Annotated in this window: 13 protein-coding genes; 10 read left to right on the forward strand and 3 right to left on the reverse strand. The window is 58.7% G+C overall.

The genetic code is table 11. The annotated features are described in order from the left end of the window. Positions 1-107 precede the first annotated feature (107 nt). The 6 genes from HHL24_RS05230 to HHL24_RS05255 all read left to right on the forward strand — a co-directional run bounded on the left by HHL24_RS05230 (position 108) and on the right by HHL24_RS05255 (position 6,518). A complete protein-coding gene (locus HHL24_RS05230) occupies positions 108-1,208 on the forward strand; it encodes a YeiH family protein (RefSeq protein ID WP_169484395.1) in 1,101 nt (366 codons plus the stop codon). Positions 1,209-1,353: 145 nt separating this feature from the next. Continuing rightward, positions 1,354-2,091, forward strand: a complete 738-nt coding sequence (locus HHL24_RS05235; RefSeq protein WP_169484396.1) for a glutathione S-transferase — start codon at positions 1,354-1,356, stop codon at positions 2,089-2,091. A gap of 112 nt (positions 2,092-2,203) precedes the next feature. Beyond that, positions 2,204-3,937 (forward strand): ClcB-like voltage-gated chloride channel protein, encoded by a 1,734-nt coding sequence (locus HHL24_RS05240; RefSeq protein ID WP_169484398.1) that lies wholly within the window; start codon positions 2,204-2,206, stop codon positions 3,935-3,937. Positions 3,938-4,267: 330 nt separating this feature from the next. Continuing rightward, the gene (locus HHL24_RS05245) at positions 4,268-5,605 is read left to right on the forward strand and encodes a C45 family autoproteolytic acyltransferase/hydolase (protein ID WP_169484399.1); all 1,338 of its coding nucleotides are present in this window, start codon (positions 4,268-4,270) and stop codon (positions 5,603-5,605) included. Between the two features lie 403 nt (positions 5,606-6,008). Next, a complete protein-coding gene (locus HHL24_RS05250; protein WP_169484401.1) occupies positions 6,009-6,263 on the forward strand; it encodes a hypothetical protein in 255 nt (84 codons plus the stop codon). A gap of 24 nt (positions 6,264-6,287) precedes the next feature. Then, the gene (locus HHL24_RS05255; RefSeq protein ID WP_169484402.1) at positions 6,288-6,518 is read left to right on the forward strand and encodes a DUF2795 domain-containing protein; all 231 of its coding nucleotides are present in this window, start codon (positions 6,288-6,290) and stop codon (positions 6,516-6,518) included. Positions 6,519-6,745: 227 nt separating this feature from the next. Here HHL24_RS05255 and HHL24_RS05260 read toward each other — a convergent pair whose 3' ends face one another. Continuing rightward, the gene (locus tag HHL24_RS05260) at positions 6,746-7,795 is read right to left on the reverse strand and encodes a LysR family transcriptional regulator (protein WP_169484404.1); all 1,050 of its coding nucleotides are present in this window, start codon (positions 7,793-7,795) and stop codon (positions 6,746-6,748) included. Positions 7,796-8,059: 264 nt separating this feature from the next. Here HHL24_RS05260 and HHL24_RS05265 point away from each other — a divergent pair, with 264 nt between their 5' ends. Next, entirely contained in the window at positions 8,060-8,272 is a 213-nt protein-coding gene (locus tag HHL24_RS05265; protein ID WP_169484405.1) for a hypothetical protein, read from the forward strand. 22 nt (positions 8,273-8,294) lie between these two features. On the opposite strand, the gene HHL24_RS05270 is transcribed toward HHL24_RS05265, so the two are convergent. Next, the gene (locus HHL24_RS05270) at positions 8,295-8,912 is read right to left on the reverse strand and encodes a TetR/AcrR family transcriptional regulator (RefSeq protein ID WP_169484406.1); all 618 of its coding nucleotides are present in this window, start codon (positions 8,910-8,912) and stop codon (positions 8,295-8,297) included. A gap of 220 nt (positions 8,913-9,132) precedes the next feature. Between HHL24_RS05270 and HHL24_RS05275 the strand changes: the two genes are divergently transcribed. Genes HHL24_RS05275 through HHL24_RS05285 form a run of 3 tightly spaced genes read left to right on the forward strand, consistent with a single transcriptional unit; the run spans position 9,133 to position 14,916 of the window. Then, positions 9,133-10,326, forward strand: coding sequence for an efflux RND transporter periplasmic adaptor subunit (locus tag HHL24_RS05275; RefSeq protein WP_169484407.1), 1,194 nt, complete (start codon positions 9,133-9,135; stop codon positions 10,324-10,326). Continuing rightward, complete coding sequence (locus HHL24_RS05280) at positions 10,323-13,442, forward strand: efflux RND transporter permease subunit (RefSeq protein ID WP_169484408.1); 3,120 nt, start codon at positions 10,323-10,325, stop codon at positions 13,440-13,442. Before HHL24_RS05275 ends, HHL24_RS05280 begins: the two co-directional genes overlap by 4 nt. A gap of 4 nt (positions 13,443-13,446) precedes the next feature. Then, on the forward strand, positions 13,447-14,916 hold the full coding sequence (locus tag HHL24_RS05285) for an efflux transporter outer membrane subunit (RefSeq protein ID WP_169484409.1): 1,470 nt from the start codon (positions 13,447-13,449) through the stop codon (positions 14,914-14,916). Here HHL24_RS05285 and HHL24_RS05290 read toward each other — a convergent pair. Beyond that, positions 14,913-23,861 (reverse strand): cytotoxic necrotizing factor Rho-activating domain-containing protein, encoded by an 8,949-nt coding sequence (locus HHL24_RS05290; RefSeq protein WP_206002721.1) that lies wholly within the window; start codon positions 23,859-23,861, stop codon positions 14,913-14,915. The genes HHL24_RS05285 and HHL24_RS05290 overlap by 4 nt on opposite strands. Positions 23,862-23,872 lie beyond the last annotated feature (11 nt).

Consider the following 23,872-nt stretch of genomic DNA (forward strand, 5'->3'; position numbering starts at 1 on the left):
TCTGCGTAACTGATACTTTACATCCCAAATCATGATTTTTCATATCGATATATCTAATTTAGGATTAGGGCTATCGAATCAAGACAGTCATAGGAAGGCATTACGCCATGTCCACCGCTCATCTCACTGCTTCTGCCACGCCCGCCGGGTCTTCGGGATCATCCACCCGCGGCCAGCTCAATGGCATTCTCTTCGTTGCACTGTTTGCCGCTGCCGTGACCCGCATCGCTTCGATCCCGGCCATCGCCGGTCTGGGTTTGAGCCCGCTGATCGTCGGCATCGTGGCGGGCGCCATTTACGGCAACGCGCTGCGCGACGGCATGCCCGAAAGCTGGGCGGCAGGCGTCAACTTCTCGGCGCGCAAGCTCCTGCGCATCGCCGTGGCGTTTTTCGGGTTGCGCGTCAGCCTGCAGGAAATCGCTCAGGTCGGCTTGCCCGGTCTCGCTGAATCGGTGCTGATCGTCGTGAGCACGCTGGTGATCGGCACGTGGGCCGGCATGAAGATCATGAAACTCGACCGTGACACGGCGCTCCTCACAGCCGCGGGCAGCGCGATCTGCGGTGCGGCAGCCGTGCTCGCGTTCGAGTCGACGCTGCAATCGAAGCCGCATAAAAGCGCAATGGCAGTGGGCAGCGTGGTGCTGTTCGGCACGCTGTCGATGTTCCTTTACCCGGTGCTCTTCAAGGCGGGCTGGCTGCATCTCGACACGGTTGGCGCGGGCCTGTTCTTCGGCGGCACGATTCATGAAGTGGCGCAGGTGGTCGGCGCGGCCAGCAACGTGAGCCCGGAAGCGACCCACATCGCGACCATCGTCAAGATGACCCGCGTGATGCTGCTGGTGCCGGTGCTGCTGGTCGTCGGTATGTGGGTGAACCGCCCGGCACGCAGCGCGGCCACGACAGCAACGGCCGAAGACGGCAAGCACCACGCTCCGCGCAAGCTGGCGATTCCCTGGTTTGCGCTCGGCTTCCTTGCCTTCGTCGTGATCAACTCGCTGCACGTCCTGCCGGAAAGCACGACCAGCACGCTGAACATGCTCGACACGTTCGCGCTCACCATGGCCATGACCGCGCTCGGTATCGAAACTCGCATCGCGCAGATCCGTCAGGCTGGACCCCGCGCATTGACCACCGGCTTCATCCTGTATGTGTGGTTGATTGCCGGCGGACTGGGTATCACATGGACCGTCCAGCACCTGTTCGGCTAAAGCCGCCTCGCCTCCCCACCAACCCCGCCGCGTGCGGGGTTTTGTGCGTTCAGGAGAACCATCCGGCACACATGCGCGGCATACTGGTTGCTGACGCTGCCCGTTCATGCAAACCCATTCATGCAACCGGAATGAGGACCGATCGATGAGCCTGGAACTTTACTATTGGGACGGCCTGCAAGGCCGCGGCGAATTCGTGCGGCTGGCACTGGAAGAAGCCGGCGCGGACTACGTGGAAGTGGCGCGCGGCGCGCCCTCGGAGGGCCTCGGCACGAACGCGATGATGGCCGTGATGAAGAGTAAGGACGAGCCCTACCCGCCGTTCGCGCCGCCGTTTCTGAAAGACGGCGATCTGGTGATCGCGCAGACCGCCAACATCCTGTTCTACCTCGGGCCGAAGCTCAAACTCGCGCCGTCGGTTGAAAGCCTGCGCTACGTCGCCAACGGGCTGCAACTGACGATCGCCGATATGGTGACCGAAGCGCACGACACGCATCATCCGCTCGCCAGTGCGCTGTATTACGAAGACCAGAAAGACGCCGCCAAAGTGCGCGCGCACGACTTCATCGACAACCGGATTCCGAAGTTCATGAAGTACTTCGAGCGCGTGCTGAAACAGAACCCGGCCGGCGACACGTTCATGGTGGGCGACGCGCTCACTTACGTCGACTTGTCGATGTTCCAGCTGATCGACGGTCTGCTGTACGCGTTTCCGCGCGCGCTCAAGCGTTTCGGCGAACACTATCCGCGTCTCGCGGCGTTGCACGATGCGGTGATCGAGCGGCCGAACATCGCCGCCTATCTCCAGTCCGACCGGCGCATCGAGCACAACGAGGCCTGCATCTTCCGGCACTACCCGGAACTCGACAAGGCGGCGACTTGAGCCACGCCGCCCTCCTTCGCGAACCCTCCGCCTCGCGCCCGCTTCCGACAGCGGGCGCGATGCTGTTACCGTACGCGCATTCCATCCACCCATCACGCCCTCTCCTGCCGACGTGCTTTCATTCCTGCTGAAGCTGCGCACCCGCGCCCAAACCCTGTTCCGTCTGTCCGACGCCCATACGATGCTGGTCTGGTCGGTGGTGGTCGGCGTCGCGGGCGCGTTCGCGACGATTGCCTTTCGCGAAGGCATCGCGTTGCTGCAGTTGGCGGTTGTCGGCAAGTCCGGCAGTTTCGTCGAAATGGCGCGCGGCTTGCCGTGGACGGTGCGTGTGTGGCTGCCGGCCGCGGGCGGGCTGATCGCCGGCTTCTTTCTGCTGATCGCGCAGCGTCACGTCGACAAGTGCAATCACATCGACTACATGGAAGCAGTCGCGATCGGCGACGGCGTGGTGCCGGTCAAGCTGAGCTTCTGGCGCAGTGTGTCGTCGCTGTTCACGATTTCGAGCGGCGGCTCGATCGGCCGCGAAGGTCCGATGGTGCAACTGGCGGCGCTGGCCGCGTCGCTGATCGGCCGCTGGGTGCATTTCGATCCGCCGCGTCTGCGCCTGCTCGTCGCCTGCGGCGCGGCGGCCGGGATTACCGCTGCGTACAGTGCGCCGATTGCCGGCGCGTTCTTTGTCACTGAAATCGTGCTCGGCTCGATCGTGATGGAAAGCTTCGGCCCCGTGGTGGTCTCGGCGGTGGTCGCCAACATCACGATGCGCGAGTTCACCAGCTACAGGCCGCCGTACGAAATGCCGGTATTTCCGCCGGTGGCGGGTGCCGAAGTCCTGCTGTTCGTCGGGCTTGGGCTGCTGTGCGGTGCGGCGGCGCCGCAGTTTCTGCGGCTGATGGACTTCTCGAAAGCAAACTTTCGCAAGCTGCCCGTGCCCCTGCCCATCCGGCTGGCGTTGGGCGGTCTGGTCGTCGGTATTCTGTCGGTGTGGACGCCCGAGGTGTGGGGCAACGGCTACAGCGTGGTCAATTCCATTCTGCATTCGCCGTGGACGTGGACCGCGCTCGTACTCGTGCTGGTGTTCAAGATCGTCGCGACGTCGGCAACTGTGGGTTCCGGCGCGATCGGCGGGGTGTTCACGCCGACGCTCTTCGTCGGCGCAGTGGTCGGCTCGCTGTTCGGCCTCGGCATGCACGCGTTGTGGCCGCACGGCACCTCGGCGCCGTTCGCTTATGCGATGGTCGGCATGGGCGCGTTTCTGGCCGGCGCCACCCAGGCGCCGCTGATGGCGATCCTGATGATCTTCGAAATGACGCTCAGCTATCAGGTGGTGCTGCCGCTGATGCTGTCGTGCGTGGTCGCGTATTTCGTGTCGCGCGCGATCGGCAAGACCTCGATGTACGAAATCACGCTGCACCGCAACCAGGAGGAACAGGAGCGCACCCGTCTGCGTGCGACGCAGATGCGCGAGCTGATTCGTCCCGCCGAAACCGTCGTGCAGCCGAACGCGACCGTGCAGGACATGACGCGCGTGTTCCTCGAATATCCGGTGAAGTATCTGTACGTCGCCAACGAGTCCGGCGCGTTTCTCGGCGTGGTCGCGCTCAAGGACATCACCTCCGATCTGCTCGACAAGCGCGACACCGCCGCGAAAACCGCTGCGGATTATCTGCAGCCGCATTTCGACGTGCTCACGCCGGATATGCCGCTCGGCGTTGCGTTGCAGCACTTCATGGCGTTTCAGGGTGAACGGCTGCCGGTAATCGAAAGCGCTGCGGATCCGAAGCTTGCGGGAGTGGTCTACAAGACATCGCTGCTCGACGCGTACTTCCGCATGAATCCGACGCGCTGAGGCTGGCGGTCGGGCTGGGTGCTTGCTGCTTGCTGCTTGCTGCTTGCTGCTTGCTGCTTGCTGCTTGCTGCTTGCTGCTTGCTGCTTGCTGCTTGCTGCTTGCTGACAAGTATTCGCGCAGCCAGGTTTTCTGGCGGTCAAGCGCCTCTACGCAAAGTCCTCTATCGACCCCGAGCAGCCATCGTGCGGCACCTCACCTACGCCTGCGCCTCAGCCCGTGCAAAGCGCAGAGGATTCTCTACAATGAGGAAACCACTGCCGCGATTGCGAGCAGCGCGCGTTACGCCAAGACGGGCGCACCGAGACGCCCGCCCTTCGATCGGAGCGAAGATGAGCGAACCGTCCCTCGATGCCGTACGCCGCGACCAGGCGGGCTGGATTTTTCTGCATATCGAAGGCGAGCCGTACGATCGCGGCGAGCAGCACGGTCAATTGCTCGCCACTGAAATCCAGAACGCGATCCGCACCGCCCGCTACCTTGCGAAATGGGACACCGGCGAAGACTTCGATACCTTCGTCGATACCGCCGTATCCCAGTTCGCCAACAAACTCGACACTGAATTCGCCGACGAAATCCAGGGCATCGCCGACGGCGCGAAGCTGCCGTTCGCCGAAGTACTGGCCTGGAACGGTTACATGGATCTGCTGCAAAGCTGGTGGCCGAGCCACGCAGCGGCCCTGCAACCGCAGCTCGGCCTGAAACCGTGGCGCGGACGCCGCGGCCATCACTGCAGCGCGTTCATCGCCACCGGCAATGCCACCCGGGACGGCCGCATCGTGATGGCGCACAACTCGTGGGACCGCTACGCCGCGGGCGACGCGTTCAACGTCGTGTTCGACATCGTGCCGGATCACGGCAACCGCATCCTGATGCAGGGCTTGCCGGGCTGCATCTCCAGCCTCACCGATTTCTGGGTCACCCAAGCCGGCCTGATGGTCACTGAAACGACCATCTCCAACTTTGCCGGCTATAACGCAGCGGGTGCGCCGGAGTTCTATCGCTCGCGGCGCGCGTCGCAGTACGCCAACAATATCGGCGAGTGGTGCGAGATGTTCGCGGTCGCCAATAACGGCGGCTATGCGAACAGCTGGCTGCTCGGCGACACCAAGACCGGTGAGATCGCGCGCTACGAACTGGGGCTGCACTATTCCGGTTTTGAGAGTACGAAAAACGGTTTTTATAGCGGTTACAACACCGCGACCGATCTGAAGATCCGCAACCAGGAATGCATCGGCGAAGGCGAAGACTATACGGACGTGCGCAGGAACGGCGCGCGCCGCTTGCGCTTCATGCAGCTCGAAGAAATGCATCACGGCAAGATCGACGTCGAACTCGCTAAAGAGATGATCGCCGACCATCACGACGTCTATCTCGACCGCAACGACAATCCGTGCTCGCGCACCATCTGCGGGCATCTGGAACTGGACGACGCGCGCTTCGGCGGTTCCGATCAAGGTCCATTCAATCCGTGGGGCGCCAACGACGGCAAAGTGGTCGACAGCGACATGGCGCGCACCATGGCCTTCACCGCGCGCTGGGGACACCCATGCGGCCGGCCGTTCGACGCCCAGGCGTTCATGAAGCGCCATCCTCAGTGGAACTGGCTCAACGGCTATATGCGCGACCGGCCATCGTGGCCGTGGACGCGGTTCGAGGTGCTGCGTTAAAGAGGCTCTCGGCGCTTGCAGGGCTGGCGGACTTGAGGCTATCGAGGCCGGGCGGCCGGGCTACGGCTTGCGGGGCTAGCGCTACCGGGGCAGTGGATCCCGGGGCTGAGGCTATCGGCGGCTTTGGCTTGCACGGACGCTCCAGGCCAAGTCTTGCTGTGCTGCAGCACAAACCTTGAACGACCGTTCGCGACGCTGCTGCCTTTTTCCTGCCATCATGCGAAATCTACAATTAGGTTTTGTCTCTTTTGCGCGCGCAGCGCAGCAGTTTGCCATCTAAGATGGTAGATGCACGTTGCCCGCATAGTGCAAAGCGGCGTGTAGGTTGCGCCCTCCCTTCGACGCGGGGACGGCACAGCACTTGCTCAACTGTCAGCGCCGCATGAGCTTAGGAGGTCGGGCGATGAAAACCTCGACACTGTTGACCATGGTGACGCTGTCAGCCTCGTGGTTTGCCGCGCCGGTTCATACCGCGCTGGACAGCACTGCCGCCAATAGCCTTGCCGAACGCGCCAACGCCGCACCCGTCGCTCCCGCGGCGCCGGACGTCGCTGCCACGGACAACAATCGTCCGCAACAATGGCAATACATCGCGCTGCCCAAGTCGCGGCATCTGGAGCGAAGCTTCACGGGACAGAACGAGCACTTGCAGACCTGAAAACAGCCCCTTGGGAGCACTTGCATGACCGCATCGGCTATTCCCGGCGAATCGATTGATCTGCAGATCACCGACGTTTTGCGCGACGTCAGCTTCCCGACCTACAAAGACGCGCTAGTCGACGCCGCGCGCGAAGCCGGCGCCAGCAACGAAGTATTGTCGATGCTCGATGGCTTGCCCGAGCAGGATTACGCCGACGTGACGTCGATCACGCGCCTGCTCGGCGGCAATTACGGGCCGGGTTTGGGGGCATGAGCGGAAAGCAGGACCTAACGCTGAACTCACTCTCCTCCAATCCTCACTTTCCTCGAATCTGAAGGCCGCCGCCGACTGGATCCATCGCTCGCCGCATTCGGGCGGCACGAGCGGCATCGAAAGAATCGAAGCCTTCTTTCATCATGCCGGCTATTCCAGCCGGGCTTGCCGCTCGCATCGGACTCATGCGCCCGATGCGCTTCAGACACCTGCGTGCCGCACGCTCGTCAAATCGTCGACGACGCCACGGTTCCCGAGCGCGTAGCCTGGCGCTTCGGCCGGGTCGTGTCGCCCAGCAAGGCAGACACGGGCAGGTCGTCGGCATAAGCCGGCGAGCCGGCCACGGCACGCCGCGGCATCGTGGCGCGTGGATCGCGCGCGTGATCGTCGGTTCGCTGGAAATGCGCGACGAGGTGATCGATGAAGGTGCGCACTTTCGCCGGCAAATGAAGGCGGCTTGGATAAGCAATCGTGATTTCGATTTGCGGCAGGTGGTAATCGCCGAGCAACGGCACGAGGCGCCCGGACGCCAGATCCCGGCCGATCAGATAGCTCGGCAAAATCGCCACACCCATGCCCAACAGGGCGAACTGCCGCAGCATCTCAGTGTTGTTTGCCGCAATCGCGTTGGTGGGCCTGACACGGACTTCGCCCCGCGGCCCGGTGAACACCTTCTCGTCGCCACCCTGTTCAGCGGGCCGACTCAGACACGGATGCGTCAGCAAATCTTCAGGGCAGGTCGGTGTGCCGTGCTGCTGAAGATAAGCGGGCGTCGCGCAGACCGTCATATAGCCGGTGGTCAAACGTCGCGTGACGATGCTCGCGCTGCGCATCTGCCGCGCCACCAGGATCCCAACGTCGAAACCCTCTTCCACCAGATCGACGTGACGATCCGCCAGCGTGACGTCGGGCATTACATCCGGATAACGCTCGGCGTACGACTGCACCACCGGCGCGAGGCTGTGCAGCCCGAACACGACCGGCGCGACGATGCGCAAGGTCCCAACCGGTTCGTGATTGCGCGCCACCACCATCTGCTCGACGCCTTCCAGGTCGTCGAGAATGTGGCGCACACGTTCCAGATAGGTCGTGCCGGATTCGGTCAGCGACAGACGGCGCGTCGTGCGATTGAGCAGCCGCGTACCGAGACGCGCTTCCAGATCCGCGACGTGACGCGTGACGACGGCAGTGGAAAGATCCAGCGCGCCCGCCGCGCGCACGAAACTGCCAAGGTCAGCCACCTTGACGAATACGCGCATCGACTGCAATTGATTCATGGGACGACTCCTGCCTCGGTAAAGCCGGGCCGGCGCAGTACTGCCGCCTGTGTCGACCCGCGCGACAAGGCGCGCGCGGATTTGCCCAACGATTCGATTGTATCGACCCGATCATGTCCCAACCCTGACCTGAACATGACAATCCGGTCACGTGCCTGAGGCGCCCGCGACACTAGTGCGAAGCTTATTGCGGATATTTGGTAGGTATAAACCCTTAGATGCTGGTAATATAGCGCCCGACAGGAAATCAATCGCTCAATCGCTATGCCACATCGTTTTCAGCTTCTCGAAAAAATCGCGTTTTCACTGGTTTGCTGGTCCGCCGCGGCGTGTTCGGCCTTCATCGCTTACGAGCGGTGCCCGGACATCAAGGTCGTCCTGCATGTGGGTGAAGAAGTCCTGCGCTACAGCGGGCAGTATTCGTTCGTCTGCGCCACGCCGGCTGCGGACGCCTGCGCGCAGTTGCCGGCGAGCTGATTCGCCGGCATTCGTCACACTATTACGCGTCGCGCCCGAACACCACGCGCGCGAAAAATCCCGCCAGCACCGTTTCGGCCATCTCCGTCGGCACGTTCTGCGGGTCGACCGTGTAGAAGAACTGCACGCCGTCGCACAACCCCATCAAGCCCATCGCCAACGTCTCCGCCGGCAGCAGCAGCGGCGTGCCGACCCGCGTCGAAAATTCGCGGATATACGCGCTCAACTGTTCGAGCTTCTCGTGCATGAACGCGTTAAAGCGTATCCGGAAGCGGCCGTCACGCACGGCGAGCAGCTTCGCCTCCACCCACAGCAGGAAGCACTTGTTCTCGCGATGCAGGCTGCTGTAGTAGCGCAGCACGCGCTCTTCCATCTCCTCTCGCGAGGCCGCGTTTTCGAAGATGGCCTGCAACCCCGCCTGCATGGTCTCGTGATCGCGCCGCAGTAGCTCGAGAAACAACTCGTTCTTGCTGCGGAAGTTCGAATAGAACGCGCCGCGTGTGTAACCCGCGGCCCCGGCAATGTCTTCGACACTCGCCGCGACAAAGCCTTTCTTCATAAAAATCGCTTGCGCAGCGTCGAGCAGACGCTGACGTGTCTGGTCTTTGCTCTGCTCGCGTGTAAGTCGTTGCCGTTTCATGGGCGCAAGTCTAGCACCGAAAAGAATTCCAATTCACTTCGACATTCAAATACAGGTGTGTATTAGAATGCAACCGTCCATTCGAAGTCAGACGCGTATGCCAAGTGCATGTTTCGGCCCACACGTCTTCGCTGGCGGGCCACTTGCGGCTTGCCGTGTTCGTTCGCTGTCTCCAGTTGGGGTAATTGTGAAGCGTCCCGGTCATCCCGCATCGTCTGCGATGCGCCAGCAGTTCCATCGGCGCGCCCGTCCCGCGCGCTTGCGCCGCGCAGCATTCGCCCTCGCTCTCGCCGGTATCGTCGCGCTCGCCGCGTGCTCGAAGAAAGAACCGGCCGCGCCCGCACCGCGTCCGGTGGTCGCCCTCGCCGTGCATGCGGACGGCAGCGCGATGGCTGCGGCATCGTTGCCTGGCGAAGTGCAGGCGCGCTATTCCACCCCGCTATCGTTTCGCGTCGGCGGCAAAATCATCGAGCGGCGTGTACGTTTGGGCGACGTGGTGAAGAACGGGCAGATACTCGCCCGGCTCGATCCGGCGGATGCACAGAAGAATGCCGGCAGCGCGCAGGCTCAACTGGAAGCGGCGCAACACAGTCTCGTGTATGCGAAGCAGCAACTCGATCGCGACCAGGCGCAGGCGAAAGAAAACCTGATCGCGCCCGCGCAGCTCGAACAGACCACCAACGCCTACGCGTCAGCCGCCGCGCAGCGCGACCAGGCCGCGCAACAGGCGGCGTTGTCGAAAGACCAGTTGCAGTACACCACGCTTATTGCCGATCACGCCGGCGTAATCACCGCCGAACAAGCCGACACCGGCCAGAATGTGTCCGCGGGCCAAGCCGTCTACAACCTCGCATGGAGCGGCGCTATCGACGTGGTCTGCGACGTGCCGGAAAGCGCGCTAGCCGCGCTCTCGGTCGGGCAAACCGCGAAGGTCACGCTGGCCGCGCTGCCGGGCCGCAGCTTTAGCGCGCGCGTGCGCGAACTGTCGCCCGCTGCCGATCCGCAAAGCCGCACGTACCGCGCCAAGCTTACGCTCGACAATCCCGGCCCGGACGTGCGCCTCGGCATGACCGCCGACATCGCGCTCTCCGCACCTTCGCCCTCGGACTTATCTGCTAATTCAGCTGCCAACTCCTCTGCCAACCCGGCTGCGAGCCAGAGCAGTTCCTTCACCGTGCCCGCCACCGCGCTGTTCCATGACGGCACGCAGCCGGCTGTGTGGGTTGTGCGTTCTACGGATAACGCCTTGGAACTGCGCCGCGTGACGGTCATGCGTTACAACGAGCGCACGATTGTGATCTCCCAAGGGCTCAAGGACGGTGAACGCGTCGTCCTGCAAGGCGTGCATACCGTGACCGCCGGCGAAAAAGTCCACGTGATCCCGCCGCTGCATCCCGAGGACTTCGCTTCATGAGCACCACGCATGAAGAAGGACGCTTCAACCTGTCCGCATGGGCGCTGCGCCATCAGGCGCTGGTCGTCTTCCTGATCGCGCTCTCGACCGCGTTCGGCATCCTTGCCTATACCCGTCTCGCCCAATCGGAAGACCCGCCGTTCACGTTCCGCGTCATGGTGATCCGCACCTTCTGGCCCGGCGCAACCGCGCGCCAGGTGCAGGAACAGGTCACCGACCGCATTGGCCGGAAATTGCAGGAAACGCCCGCCATCGATTTCGTGCGCAGTTACTCGCGCCCCGGCGAATCGCTGATGTTCTTCTCGATGAAAGACTCGGCGCCGGTCAAGGACGTACCGGAAACCTGGTATCAGGTGCGCAAGAAAGTCGGCGATATCGCGGCGACCTTGCCGCCCGGCATTCAAGGCCCGTTCTTCAACGACGAATTCGGCGACGTCTACACCAACATCTACACGCTCGAGGGCGACGGCTTTTCCGCCGCGCAACTGCACGACTACGCGGACCAGTTGCGCACGGTGCTGCTACGCGTGCCGGGCGTCGGCAAGGTCGATTATTTCGGCGATCCGGATCAGCACATCTACATCGAGATCGCCAACACGCAACTCACGCGCCTTGGCATCTCGCCGCAACAACTCGGCCAGGCGATCAATTCGCAGAACAGCATCTCGCCAGCGGGCACGCTGACCACCACCGACGACCGCGTGTTCGTGCGCCCCACCGGCCAGTTCAAGGACGTCAATGCGCTCGCCGACACGCTGATCCGTATCAACAACCGTTCGTTCCGTCTCGGCGACATCGCGACCATCAAGCGCGGTTACGACGATCCGGTCGCCACGCAAATGCGCTCGGGCGGCAAGGCGGTGCTCGGCATCGGCGTCACGATGCAGCCTGGCGGCGACGTGATTCGTCTGGGCAAAGCGCTCGATCAGGAAACGGTCAAGCTGCGGGCCTACCTGCCCGCCGGCTTGCACCTGGTCGAAGTGTCGAGCATGCCGAACGCGGTCGCGCATTCTGTCGACGATTTTCTCGAAGCCGTCGCCGAGGCGATTGCGATCGTGCTGGTGGTCAGCCTGCTGTCGTTAGGGGTGCGCACCGGCATGGTGGTCGTGATCTCGATACCTGTCGTGCTCGCCGTCACGGCGCTGTGCATGTACCTGTTCGACATCGGTTTGCACAAGGTGTCGTTGGGCACGCTGGTGCTTGCTTTGGGGCTCCTGGTGGACGACGCGATCATCGCCGTCGAAATGATGTCGGTGAAACTGGAGCAAGGCTGGAACCGCACGCGTGCCGCCGCCTTTGCCTACACCAGTACCGCTTTTCCTATGCTGACCGGGACGCTCGTGACCGTGTCCGGCTTCCTGCCGATCGCGTTGGCGAAGTCGAGCACCGGCGAATACACGCGCTCGATCTTCGAAGTGTCGGCGATCGCGCTGATCGCGTCGTGGCTCGCGGCGGTGGTGCTGATTCCGCTGCTCGGCTATCACATGCTGCCGGAGCGCAAACGTCAGGAACACGAAGCGGACGATCACGAACACGACATCTACGACACGCGTTTCTATGCGCGGCTGCGTGGCTGGATCGGTTGGTGCATCGAGCGGCGTTTCGTCGTGCTGGCAATCACCGTCGTGCTGTTCATTCTGGCCATGGCTGGCTTCACGCTGGTGCCGCAGCAATTCTTCCCGAGCTCGGACCGTCCGGAGTTGCTGGTGGATGTGCGCTTGCCCGAAGGCGCTTCGTTGGAAGCGACGTTACGGCAAGCAGAGCGCCTGGAGAAAGCGCTGGTGGGCCGTCCGGAAATCGATCATACGGTGAACTTCGTCGGCACCGGTGCGCCGCGTTTCTATCTCCCGCTCGACCAGCAATTGCCGCAGCCCAATTTCGCGCAGTTCGTGATCACGGCGAAATCCGTGAAGGATCGCGAGACGCTCGCGCAGTGGCTCGAACCGGAATTGCGCAACAACTTTCCGGCGATCCGCACCCGCCTGTCGCGCCTCGAGAATGGGCCGCCGGTCGGCTATCCCGTGCAGTTCCGCGTGAGCGGCGACGATATTGCCACCGTGCGTTCGATCGCCGAGCGCGTCGCCGCGACCATGCGCGCCGACCGTGGCACCAGCAACGTCCAGTTCGACTGGGACGAGCCCGCCGAGCGCTCGGTGCGCTTCGAAGTCGATCAGAAGAAAGCACGCGAACTCGGCGTGACCTCGGAAGACATTTCGAGCTTCCTCGCGATGACGCTCTCCGGCTACACCGTCACGCAGTATCGTGAGCGCGACAAGCTGATCAGCGTCGATCTGCGCGCGCCCAAAGCGGAACGCGTCGACCCCGCGAAGCTCGTCACGCTGGCAATGCCGACGCCGAACGGCGCGGTGCCGCTCGGCACGCTCGGTCATCTGCGCAACGACCTCGAATACGGCGTGATCTGGGAACGCGACCGGCAACCCACCATCACCGTGCAGTCCGACGTCGCCCCGGGCGCGCAAGGGATCGACGTCACGCATGCCGTCGATAAAGCACTGAGCCAGATTCGCGGCACGCTGCCGGTCGGCTACCGGATCGAAATCGGCGGCTCGGTTGAGGAAAGCGGCAAGGGGCAAACATCGATCAACGCACAGATTCCGATCATGGTCATTGCCGTGCTGACGCTGCTGATGATCCAGTTGCAGAGCTTCGCGCGGGTGTTGATGGTGGTGCTGACCGCACCGCTCGGCCTGATCGGCGTGGTCATCACGCTGCTGCTGTTCGGTCAACCGTTCGGCTTCGTCGCGATGCTCGGGGTGATCGCGATGTTCGGCATCATCATGCGCAACTCGGTGATTCTGGTCGATCAGATCGAGCAGGACATTGCTGCGGGGCATAAGCGCTTCGACGCGATCGTCGGCGCGACGGTACGGCGCTTCCGGCCAATCACGCTAACCGCGGCAGCCGCCGTGCTCGCGCTGATTCCGCTGTTGCGCTCGAACTTCTTCGGTCCGATGGCAACCGCGCTGATGGGCGGCATTACGAGCGCGACCATCCTCACGCTGTTCTACCTGCCGGCCTTATACGCTACATCGTTCAGAGTGCGCGGCGACGAACGCGAGCCGCCGCCGTCCGGCACGACGCATTCGGGGAACTGAGATCATGGCTACCTTTGCATTTCCTCGACACCTGCGCCTCACGCTTCTTAGCGGTGCCGCGCTGGCGCTGGCCGCCTGCTCGTTCGGCCCGAACGGCGAGCCGCCCGCCATGCCGCAACCCGCCCACTACGGCGCCGAAGCGCAGCCGACGCAAACCGTGCCCGCACAAGGCATCACCCAGCAATTCGTGGTCGGCGCTAAACCCGTGCCCGAATGGTGGAAGCTCTATCAATCGGAGGCGCTGAACGCACTGGTCGACGAAGGCTTGCGCAACAGCCCGACGCTCGCCGCCACTGACAAGAGCCTCGCCGCCGCGCGCGAGCAATTGCGCGCGCAGATCGGCAGTTCGCTGCTGCCGACCATCGATGCGGGCGGCCAGGCCACCCGCAATCGTGCGCTGGCGATACCCGAGATCGGACCGAATACGTTCCTGTACAACATCTTCGTCGGTCAATTGCAGGCGCACTACACGTTCGACCTGTTCGGCGCCGCGCGTCTCGCCGATGCTGCGCTCGCCGCCCGCGTGAACGTACAGGCGTACCAGTTCGATGCCGCACGCCGCGCGCTGGCCGCCAACATCGTGACGGCGGCGATCACGAGTGCAGCGTTGCATGCCCAGATCGACACGACCGAGCGGCTCGTGACGATTGCCAACGATCAGGCGCGCGACACACAACGGCGCTACGCCTTGGGCGCCGTCTCGCACGCCGATCAGTTGAGCGCACAACAAAGTGCGGCGAGTCTGTCCGCGAGTTTGCCGGGTTTGAAGCAGCAATGGCTGACGACGCGTCATGCGCTGGCGGTGCTGCTTGGCCGAACGCCGGACGCGGCCCCGGACGATATCGATCTCGCGCAATTGCATGTGCCTGACCAGGTGCCGGTGGTGGTGCCATCCGAGCTGCTGCGCGCCCGGCCCGACATTCAGGCCGCGGACGCCGCCTTGAAGGCCGCGGCGGCCGATGTCGGCGTCGCCACGGCGCAGATGTTTCCGAGTCTTTCGCTAAGTGCATCGATGGGACAAGGCGGCTTTAGCTGGCCGGTGGCCCTCTCCGGCGCGGGGGCAATATGGAGTATTGGCGCGTCTCTATCACAACCGCTGTTTCATGGCGGAGCACTGTTTGCGCAGCGGCGTGCGGCGATGGATACCTATGACGCCACGGTTTCGCAATACAAGCAGACCGTGCTGACCGCGTTCCAGAACGTCGCCGATACGCTTGCAGCGTTGCAGCACGACTCGCAAGCGCTCGACGCGGCGAACATTGCCACGCGTTCAGCGCAAGGCATTTTCGACGAGACCTCCGGACGCTACCGGCTGGGCGCGTTACCGATCGCGTCGACGCGCTCCAGCGAGCAGCAGTTTCGCAATGCGCAGCTCGATGAGATTCGCTATACGAGCGCGCGGCTGACGGATACGGCAGCCTTGTTTCAGGCGATGGGGAATCCGCCGGTGGAGTCGGGGCCAGCGAGCCCTTAATCGCCAAGCAACTCTGACAGTGAACGCCCCCATGTGGATAGCGATCGCATCTCCTTTTTCGTGAGCGCCCTGCTCCACATTGCGAGGTCGTCAATGGCCATCGCGCCGAATGCGCTCGTGCCAAATGCGCCATTGCGGCGCGAGTGGTAATTGCCAAGCGCATCCTCATTAAGCCCGATGGTCGAGTGAGTGCCGGTAATTTTAGTCATATCCATACCGCTCAGATCCAATGTCGCCGATTGATAGGCGCCGAACGTTTCGCCAACATAAGCCGTCGCCTTCGACCCCGCGGTGTCGAAACTCATCGCTACGTAGACCCAGGCGTTGCGTGTGAACGGAATGAATTGATCAACACGCTTTTTGCCGTCACCAACATTGAACTTCAGTCGGCCATCTTCTTGCTGATCGATCACGAAGCCCGGATTCTCACCGGCACTCCAGTCCTTGTTGCCCAATACAGGCGCGTGGTTCTGCACGCCATCGGACTTGAACCAGAAGCCGATTGAAAATTGCGGCTGGGTGCTGACGTCATCTACCAGCTTCATACCATTCAGCGCTCCCGCGGCCCTATTTAGCGACGACACTTGCAAGGCCTTGCCGCCAAAATAGTCGGCGATGAATGAGTCGGCGGAGGTCGATGTGCTGTCGAACGGCTGCACAGAGACATTCGGCGCGACTACGTCGGCGGGACCATTTTCAAAGGGGAAAAAGTGAATCAGTCCACCGGTGAGCCCCGACATGGCTAACGCATTGACCTCCTGCAGCGTTAGCACATGGTTCCACATTGCGAGATCGTCGAAAGTCATCGAACCGTACGTGTGGCCGTTGCGCGAGTAATAGTTGCCAAGCACGTCTTCATTCAGGGCGATGGTCGAGTGAGTGCCGGCAATTGCAGCCATGTCCATGCCGTCCAGATTCAAAGTCGCTGTCTGCACGCCATGGATCGGATCGCCCACATAAGCGGTCGCAGTCGACGCGGCGGTGTCGAAGGTCATCGCTACGTAGACCCAGGCGTTCCTGGTGAAATTAATAAGCGCGTCGGCACGCTTGCTGCCGTCGGCAACATTGAACTTCAACAAGCCATTGTTTTGCTGATCGATCACGAAGCCGGAGTTCAGGGCTGCCCCCCAGTCCTTGTTGCATAGCACGGGCGCATGGTGCTGCACTCCGTCGGACTTGAACCAGAAGCCGATCGAAAATTGCGGGCGGCTGCTGACGTCGTCGGCCAGTTTCATACCATTGCGCCCGTCCCCGGCCCTGTTCAGCGACGCCACCTGCATGGCCTGGCCGCCGAAACCGTCGGCGACGAATGCCCCGGTGGTGGTCGACGTGCTGCCAAACGGTTGCAGCGACACATTCGGAGCGATCACGTCCGTGGGACCATTTTCGAACGAAAAGAAATGAATAAGTCCTGCCTCACAGGCAGGGTCGCGCACGGGCCGCTTCTCGTCGATTTTCGCGGGTGCGGTAGCCAGCAAAGTCCGCAACAATGCGCGTTTCGCCTGATCGTCGCCAGACGCAGGCATGACCTCACCGGGCGCACTGTCAGGTGAAGCGGTGGACGATGCCGCCTCGGTCGAGGGGGCGCCATCCTCACGGTACCAGGGCGCTTCTCTGACTAAAAAAGCACCTTCAACATAAGTCCGGGCGTCGACTGGATAGGCCGGGCTGAATTCCAACGCATTTTCATACGACGAAAAGTCCTTGTATTTGACGGTAGCCGTCGAATTCGCCAATGCCTCCCGATATGCCCTCAACCATTGCTGTTCCATTTTCATCAGCGGGCCGCCAATATTTTCAATAAGCGCGAGCGCAGTAGGATCAAGAATAAATCTTACGGTAGGGAAATTCAGCACGAATGCGAAATGAGCCCGGTTGATGGCCGAGGTCTTGTCACTCTCCCAATAATTGATCGCGCGTACCTCAATGGAAAAATCTTGTTCTCGAACAAGATTTTTAAGGCCTTCGACCTTTCTTGCATCTTCCGTTGACAGTCCCTTCCCGTCAAACCCTTTAACAATTTTGCTGGCTTCGCCGCCAAAGAAAAGATCCCACAATCTCAGCACGGCATTTCTGGAATTTTCATAAGGATTGGAAATATAAGATTTAATTTCTATATCTTGCGAAAAGACAGTTTCGACAAAAGATTCCTTTTCTTTCGCATCAGCCCCAGGCTCAATCAAAGGCTCATTTTCCAGCCGGGTTTCCTCGAATTTCCTTCTTTCAAAATTTTCATCGAAATTCTTTAGGATGTATTCCGAATTGTCGAGCGTCAAAACTCCTGCCTTTCCTTCTCGCATGACCACCGACATGTCCTCGGAGTAAGTCGTGACTTTCACCTTACCCTTGTCTTTAACAAGCAGCGCATACGCAACACCCACCCGCGAACCATCCGACTCAAATGCTTCATTATAATCGAATTGATTTACATTATCTTTTATCCGCGTCGTTCTCGTCGACACCCCATCTGGCATCAACTTACCAAAATAATTTATGGTGCTTTTATCGTACGTCGATAATATATCAATTAACGCATCGTTGCCCGGCACGGTCACGCCACTTTCGTCAACCAGTTTGTTATCCACGACGTTATAGCCAGGTACAGGCCGCCCTGTGAGCGAAATATGCGTTTTATAGAGACTTGCCGCCCCTTCTCGACTAGTCAACCAACCAGAGTTGCCCGACATTTGACCCGAATGGTACGCATAGAACATATCCCCATCTACGGCATAAGCCATGGTACAGCCGCTCAAGTCACCGGCCGATATAATAAAAGGCTTACCTTCAGGAAGTTGATCAAGCGGAATGCCGATTCCAATCGTACCTGACTGACCATTTGATACTTCGATTACCACCACATTACTGTCTAGCGATTCCGTTGCGCCCCACGATCCCATGGCAGGCCCGTTTCTCGATATAGAGTCTGCCTGGTCTCCATGGGAAACACCAAAAAAACCATGCAATCTGCCGTCTTCCCTGGTAATTTCAGAAAGCGTAAACTTTTGCGGCTGCAGATCCGCTGTGTCAACCACAGCGTCGCTTCTTACAAAATTAAAATCAATACCGGGGTCACTTGCCGATTTAGCAAACAACACCCCATGGCCGATTAGCGGCTGTACGCGACCATGTCGTAATGCTCCCTTGTCCGTTCCCACCAGTTGCAGCCTCGATCCCGAGCCTCGCGCTGGAAAAACCCATGGCAATGAGCCGTCCGGATTATCTTTCCAGGCGTTGTATTTTTCTACAAAATTAGCGTACAGATCGGGATGCTTTTTTATATAAGAAACGTGGGCTAACAGACAGGAAATCGCTTCACCGTCTGTTGACCTCACCGTGCCTGCCAGAACGGGTTTCACGACGCCTGAAACATCAAGCACATTACCGGATACTTTTGCAGACGGCTCCACAATCTCCGCGAGGCCGGCTATACCGTGACTCTCCCGGAGCATGACGGCCGACATCAGCCCCACCAGTTCGTCTTTATTTTTAAAATTCTCAGCACCGATGTCAACGATTGAGTCTATGTAAGCCTTAACAACGGGGTGACGCGCCGCACCAGGATTTAATTCAATCTCCAGAAAATGTGCAATATCATTAGCAGAATAGCCGCTGCGATAGACGACATCATTGGTTTTTAAATTCTTCAGAAATTCACGCTGTTCTTTAAGCGAAGAAAGCAGCTTCTCTTTTAAAGTATCATCGTGCCCTCCGATAAAAATATCCAGCAGGTTATCGATCTCTTTTTTATTTTTTCCATCGCGGATATCTTTCTTAAAATTATCTATCAGACTCAAAGATTCATCGCGCACCTTGGCTAATAAGTCGCTAACGGGTGCTATCTGGTTTTTGGCCGGGCGCAATAAATTCTCTACTTTTTCGAATTGATCCAGCGCATTACCACCTCTTCCCGGGAGGTCATTATGCGTGACCCACTGGCCCCCGGCGTCCAATTTCACAGGAACCGCGTAGCTAAACTGCCCTGGATGCTTGGGATCTATGACGCGCCAGGTGCGCGCATAATCATCCCACCGCACCTGATACTTGCCTGAACCAGCCTCGATATAGTATTCAAACCACTCCGGGGCGGCAGAAGTACTTGCGACAGCGTTGCGGTAAACGCCCTTATTGAGGGAACCGTCGCCCTTGATCATCCCATCTAGCGAAATATCATTTTTCCGCCAGTTTTCGTTGAGATGCCCTAGAGTCCCAAGGCCCTCCGAAGGCGCCGCAGGAATTTTCACCGGGGCTGCCGCATTTCCGTCTGCTTTGAGTCGAGACTGTTTGATCAAACTGCTCAATCCGGAAGGCTTTGCCGACTTCATTATTCCTTTATAAACAAGAGTAAGACCCGTTTTTAAGGGAACAGGCTCGATCAGATCGTACAGGGCGACAACCCCGATCTTGATACCTTTCGCACCGATTTTCAGCCCCAATCCCGGCAATTTCGCCATTACTACGTTAACCAGTCGCGCGCCAGTCAGTCCCCGCCTTTGAGCTTCCTGGACCAAACTGGTGACTGCTTTTACAGAACCCTGAGACAATTTGGCCAGTGACAGGCCCATGTTAGCCGCCGTAAAAAGAACAGTAAGAGTATCGAACAATAACTGCTTTGGATCCGGCACATATTCTATGTCGGTCTGCCAGCGGTAAATCTCGCCATAAAATGGTACGTATGCATCTGCAGTGCTCTGCCAGAAAGAGGGGTAATATAGGTAATTTTTTTGCCCGTTGGCGATCTCATCCAGACATTCCCGAGTAAAAACTTGCATTTCGTTGAACAACAAACCGTTTGATTTACAGTATTTTCCTGTTCGATCGGACAGAAGTGTCAATGGTACTGAACCAGCATATGATGACTTCCCTCCCAAAAACGGAATAACAAAAGCGTTTTCCAAATCCTTCCACTCATTCATTATATGGCCGTCTTTATCGCCCCCTTTCACCTCAGGACGAGGCTTCCCATTAAGTTTAGGCGCGGGTCTGAGCGGGTTTTTTATCACAAAACTCAAATACTTGTTTTTGGCCATATCTTTGGCCGAAACATATTTCGATCGCACAATATCGGCAAAACACGAAACCACGAGCCAGTTTCCGTCATACAACTCCACAAACGCCACCCCGCCGGCTTTTGCAATATCCGACTTCCGAATTACAAGATCAAACCGGTAAAAATTTTTAAAGGTAGAGTACAGTTGCGAAAGATTCAATCCAGACGACACAAGCTGCCCGACCGATATTAAGCCTGCTTCATACTTACTGAATTTATTCTTATAGTCAGCAAATTGATCAGTGAATTCGCGCTGGGTGACGAACTGCTTGCTGTCCTTGATATCCCGCAGCGCAAAAAAGCCTTCCGGTTTCTCTCCCCTGCTAGCCAACGGTCCCTTCGCCTTCTTGTCCAGAACAAATTCTTCAATAATCGCCCCGGGAGAAATCGTAAAGCAATCGAACTGTGCCGAAGGGTGCTTCATGATCCCATAAATAGTTGCCGCCGTGAGAAGCAGCACTCCTTCCACTCCCTCATCAGAAAGCGATAATTCATAATATGAGTCAAGTAACGAAGCTTGCGTCTCGCCCCCTGATAACGAATCATGGCTTTTTTTGTAAAATTTCACCGCCTCCCTTTGAGCAGAACAGATATCGCGGTAATCGTCAAAAAAGATAATATTTTTAATTTCCTCAATAGGCAAATTCGATAATAATTCAAGATATCTTTGAATTAGAGCGGATTGGGTTGACACATGCCACTTCGCAACATCCAGTTTCTCTAGCGTCGTCACGTCATCCAGCGTATAGCCGTTTCGCACGAGCCCTTTAATGGTCACTTGCGCATAGGCGAGACTAAAAAAAGTGGCACGATACGCAACCGTGCATGTCCGCATGCAGGACAAAATATCAGAGGGAGCAACACCCTTATTCAGATTTGTATTTATTATCTGAGAGACTTTAGTTATTGCACCCCTATAATCAGCAAGCCGGGTCTCGATGGAATTTACATTTTCATTATAGATAGTCAAATTACTCTTCAAACCTGCCACATCAAACCTGATTTGCCGCACTTCATCTTTATTTCTTGAAAATTCCCCCCTGGAATATATAAATTCTTCTTTTTTATTATTTATTCTATTTTTGATACTATTTTTTTCCAAACCAAATATAACCGAATCCCTCCAGATGTAGGCCTTCGCACTCTCCACTCCATAGTTTTTATTCAGAGAGTCCATGGATTTTTGCAACCCCTCCAATTCAGTCGTCAAAGTCCTCGATCTTTTTTCCAATTCATCATTTCTCTTCTCCAATCTTTCCGCTTCGGCGAGCATTCGATTAATTTCCAGCGTCGAATTATTGCGATGATTCGCGAACCTGTTATTTTCGTTGGTTGTCTTCGACGCCTCCAGACACAAGGATTCGTCAACAGAGCCGGGCAACAATGACTGGCCATATTCATTGAGTATGGGCCCCGCAACTTCCAGGTTGTAATAATCCCATAACGAACTCATGTCATTGGAGGCATCACTCCTGCCGGAAAATCGTAGGTGACCAATCCGAACTTCCATTTCGTCCCGTGCCAGCATTATTTCAGCCACTGTCGGCGAGTTTTCGACCAGATACTCTTTTGCAAACCAGACGTCACATTGCTCTTTCACTTTATAAAGGAGCTCGGAATATCTTATTTCCTTCATCCCACTCACGACAGCTTGCACAATTTCTTTCAATTGACTCTTAACGTTGTCGCTGTAAACATCATAGCTGAAGAGATTTTCGATTATATGGGTACGGTCAATGCGATTCGCTTCCGTAGTCGCCGCTTCGGTGGCTGCCACGCCGCCCCTATTCCACCCGCCCTCGGCGAATTGAAGGGAAACAGTTTCGCCGTTCTGATTGGAAAGCTCAGCGTGGCTTCGATCGGCCATGAACCTGAATTTCCAGAACGCCCCGTTCACTTTTAAAAACAGGTCTCTTTCTTGATTTTCGTAAATACCGTCTGAAATCCGTACCCCGCCACCCGGTTTCACGTCTGCGCCTGCCGCGCCCCAGCGCTGAGCCACCCAGGAGGTCAATTCCGGCGCAACTGACGCCAGCTTAGGTATATCTGTGTCGGGAATCGGTCCGAGTCCCAGATTTTTTCTGCCCGTCCTGCTGAAACCCCATAAAAAATTCGGCATGCTCCGAACAAGGATGAATTTTTCTTTGTTTTTTTCATTTTCCAGATATCCAGAAAGTCGGCCCCTCTGCACGAATTTCCAGTAAGCACCGCCGATGAACATGTATGCACTACCATTCTTCGAGTGATAAACGCCTCTGGCGACCGTCCGCATTGGATCGTCTGGGGGCGGCGCAAAAGCCTCGCGCGCCGGCCAGTTGTTCCGGATCCACGAACTCAGCTCGTTGGTTGCGGCAGGCGCGATCGTGGGTTCGATATCAGCGCTCACTGATCTACGGTTTCGACCTGAACGGTCCGCCACGCTCTCCTGCTCAAACCGATACAAAACCAAATCGATTAAGTCCGAAGGCATCGCACCATCGCTCGGGATCACTGACGGTCTCATCGCCAGGAAATCATCATCCTCTTCTGTCAGCGTAACGATGAAATCGTCAACCATTTCATCGAACTCGATGCCGGATGGCCAAGGCTCACCGACAGCCTCGCTTGACGTAGCAAGCGACTCGGTCGCGCCAGGTGTCACGGTCGATTCTGAATCGATCTCCGCCGCGGCTTCACTCTGCCGAAGAGTGCTATGCGTCGAGCTGCTCAACCCATCGCTCCCGCCATGCATCGCAGTGCTGCGGTTCTCGCTAACCGCCGTTGAGTCAACGCTTTCCGGCATTGCGGATGTCGCAATCTTCGAATCAGCAAAGACTTGCGGAGCAGGTTCGTCGCCGTCGGCTTGCAGCAGCCAGGTCACCAGCCGATATAGCCCGTATGCTGCTCCGCCAGCCACGGTAACTCCCCCGACCACTCCACCCACGAGCGGGCTCTTTCTGACCAGCGATTGGACTCCCGCCGTTGCGGCCACCGCACCCGCTTCTTCATCAACAAGCAATGCAGCGTTCTCCACGGTATGCGCGACGGCCTCCCCGCCGGCCGTTGTGAACGCCGCGCGGCCAACGACGGTGGCAGCCGTGGCCATAGCCGCGCCCATCGGGACTGAAACGTATCCGCCGCTCTTTGTCCCGGGCGATCGCGCGCTTGCCTCCGGGCCAGCGCTTTGCACCGCCTCTGCCTCCAACTGCGCCGATTGACGCGTGGCATTGGTTTGTTCCGCTGGAAGTGACTGCCGAGGCGGCGTTATCGAGCCCGTCGTTTCTGCACGATCTGACAATATCGAGCACACCGTAGCAGCCGTTGCGGATACATCGTCCTCGCCTAGCCTGTGAATGACGGTGGCCGTAGGCAAAGACGCCGCTGCTTCCAGAGTGGCTTCCCGTCTCCTTTCGACTGCAAAGGCTCGCAACCAGGCCTTGTGGGGTTCTTTCATTGTCTGCCTGTGCAGCTTCTGCCAGGCCTTATCTTCACGACTCACGGCACTGGGATCGTCATCCACTGAACAGACAGGTTCAACTATTGTGGCTAGGGCGGTTGGGGGCCTCGCATCGACCACCGTTCGCAGGACCGCATAGCCCTGTACCGCTCGCTGCAGTTTCCCGACCATCCCCGCCAGATTCCTGCCAAGCGGGGTCTCGGGAGGATGCATATCGTTGCCAAGGACGAATCCGTTTGGTGGGTAAGCTCTTTGCCCGAGAACGCCGGACACAAGTGGGTTGACTGCCTGCCGGCTGACAAAATATCCGTAGTACGAAAAGAGTGCGACAACCCCGACAGCCATGTAAATGTTGTCCCGCTGAGCGCTCAGGCATTCGGGAATCACCCCGTCCAGCACGTCGTCGATATATCGTTTTGTCTCCTCGGCGATGGCAAATAGCAGCGATTGTGGAGACAGCAACTGATAGGGAA

The sequence above is a fragment of the Paraburkholderia polaris genome (assembly GCF_012927345.1).
Taxonomy (GTDB): domain Bacteria; phylum Pseudomonadota; class Gammaproteobacteria; order Burkholderiales; family Burkholderiaceae; genus Paraburkholderia; species Paraburkholderia polaris.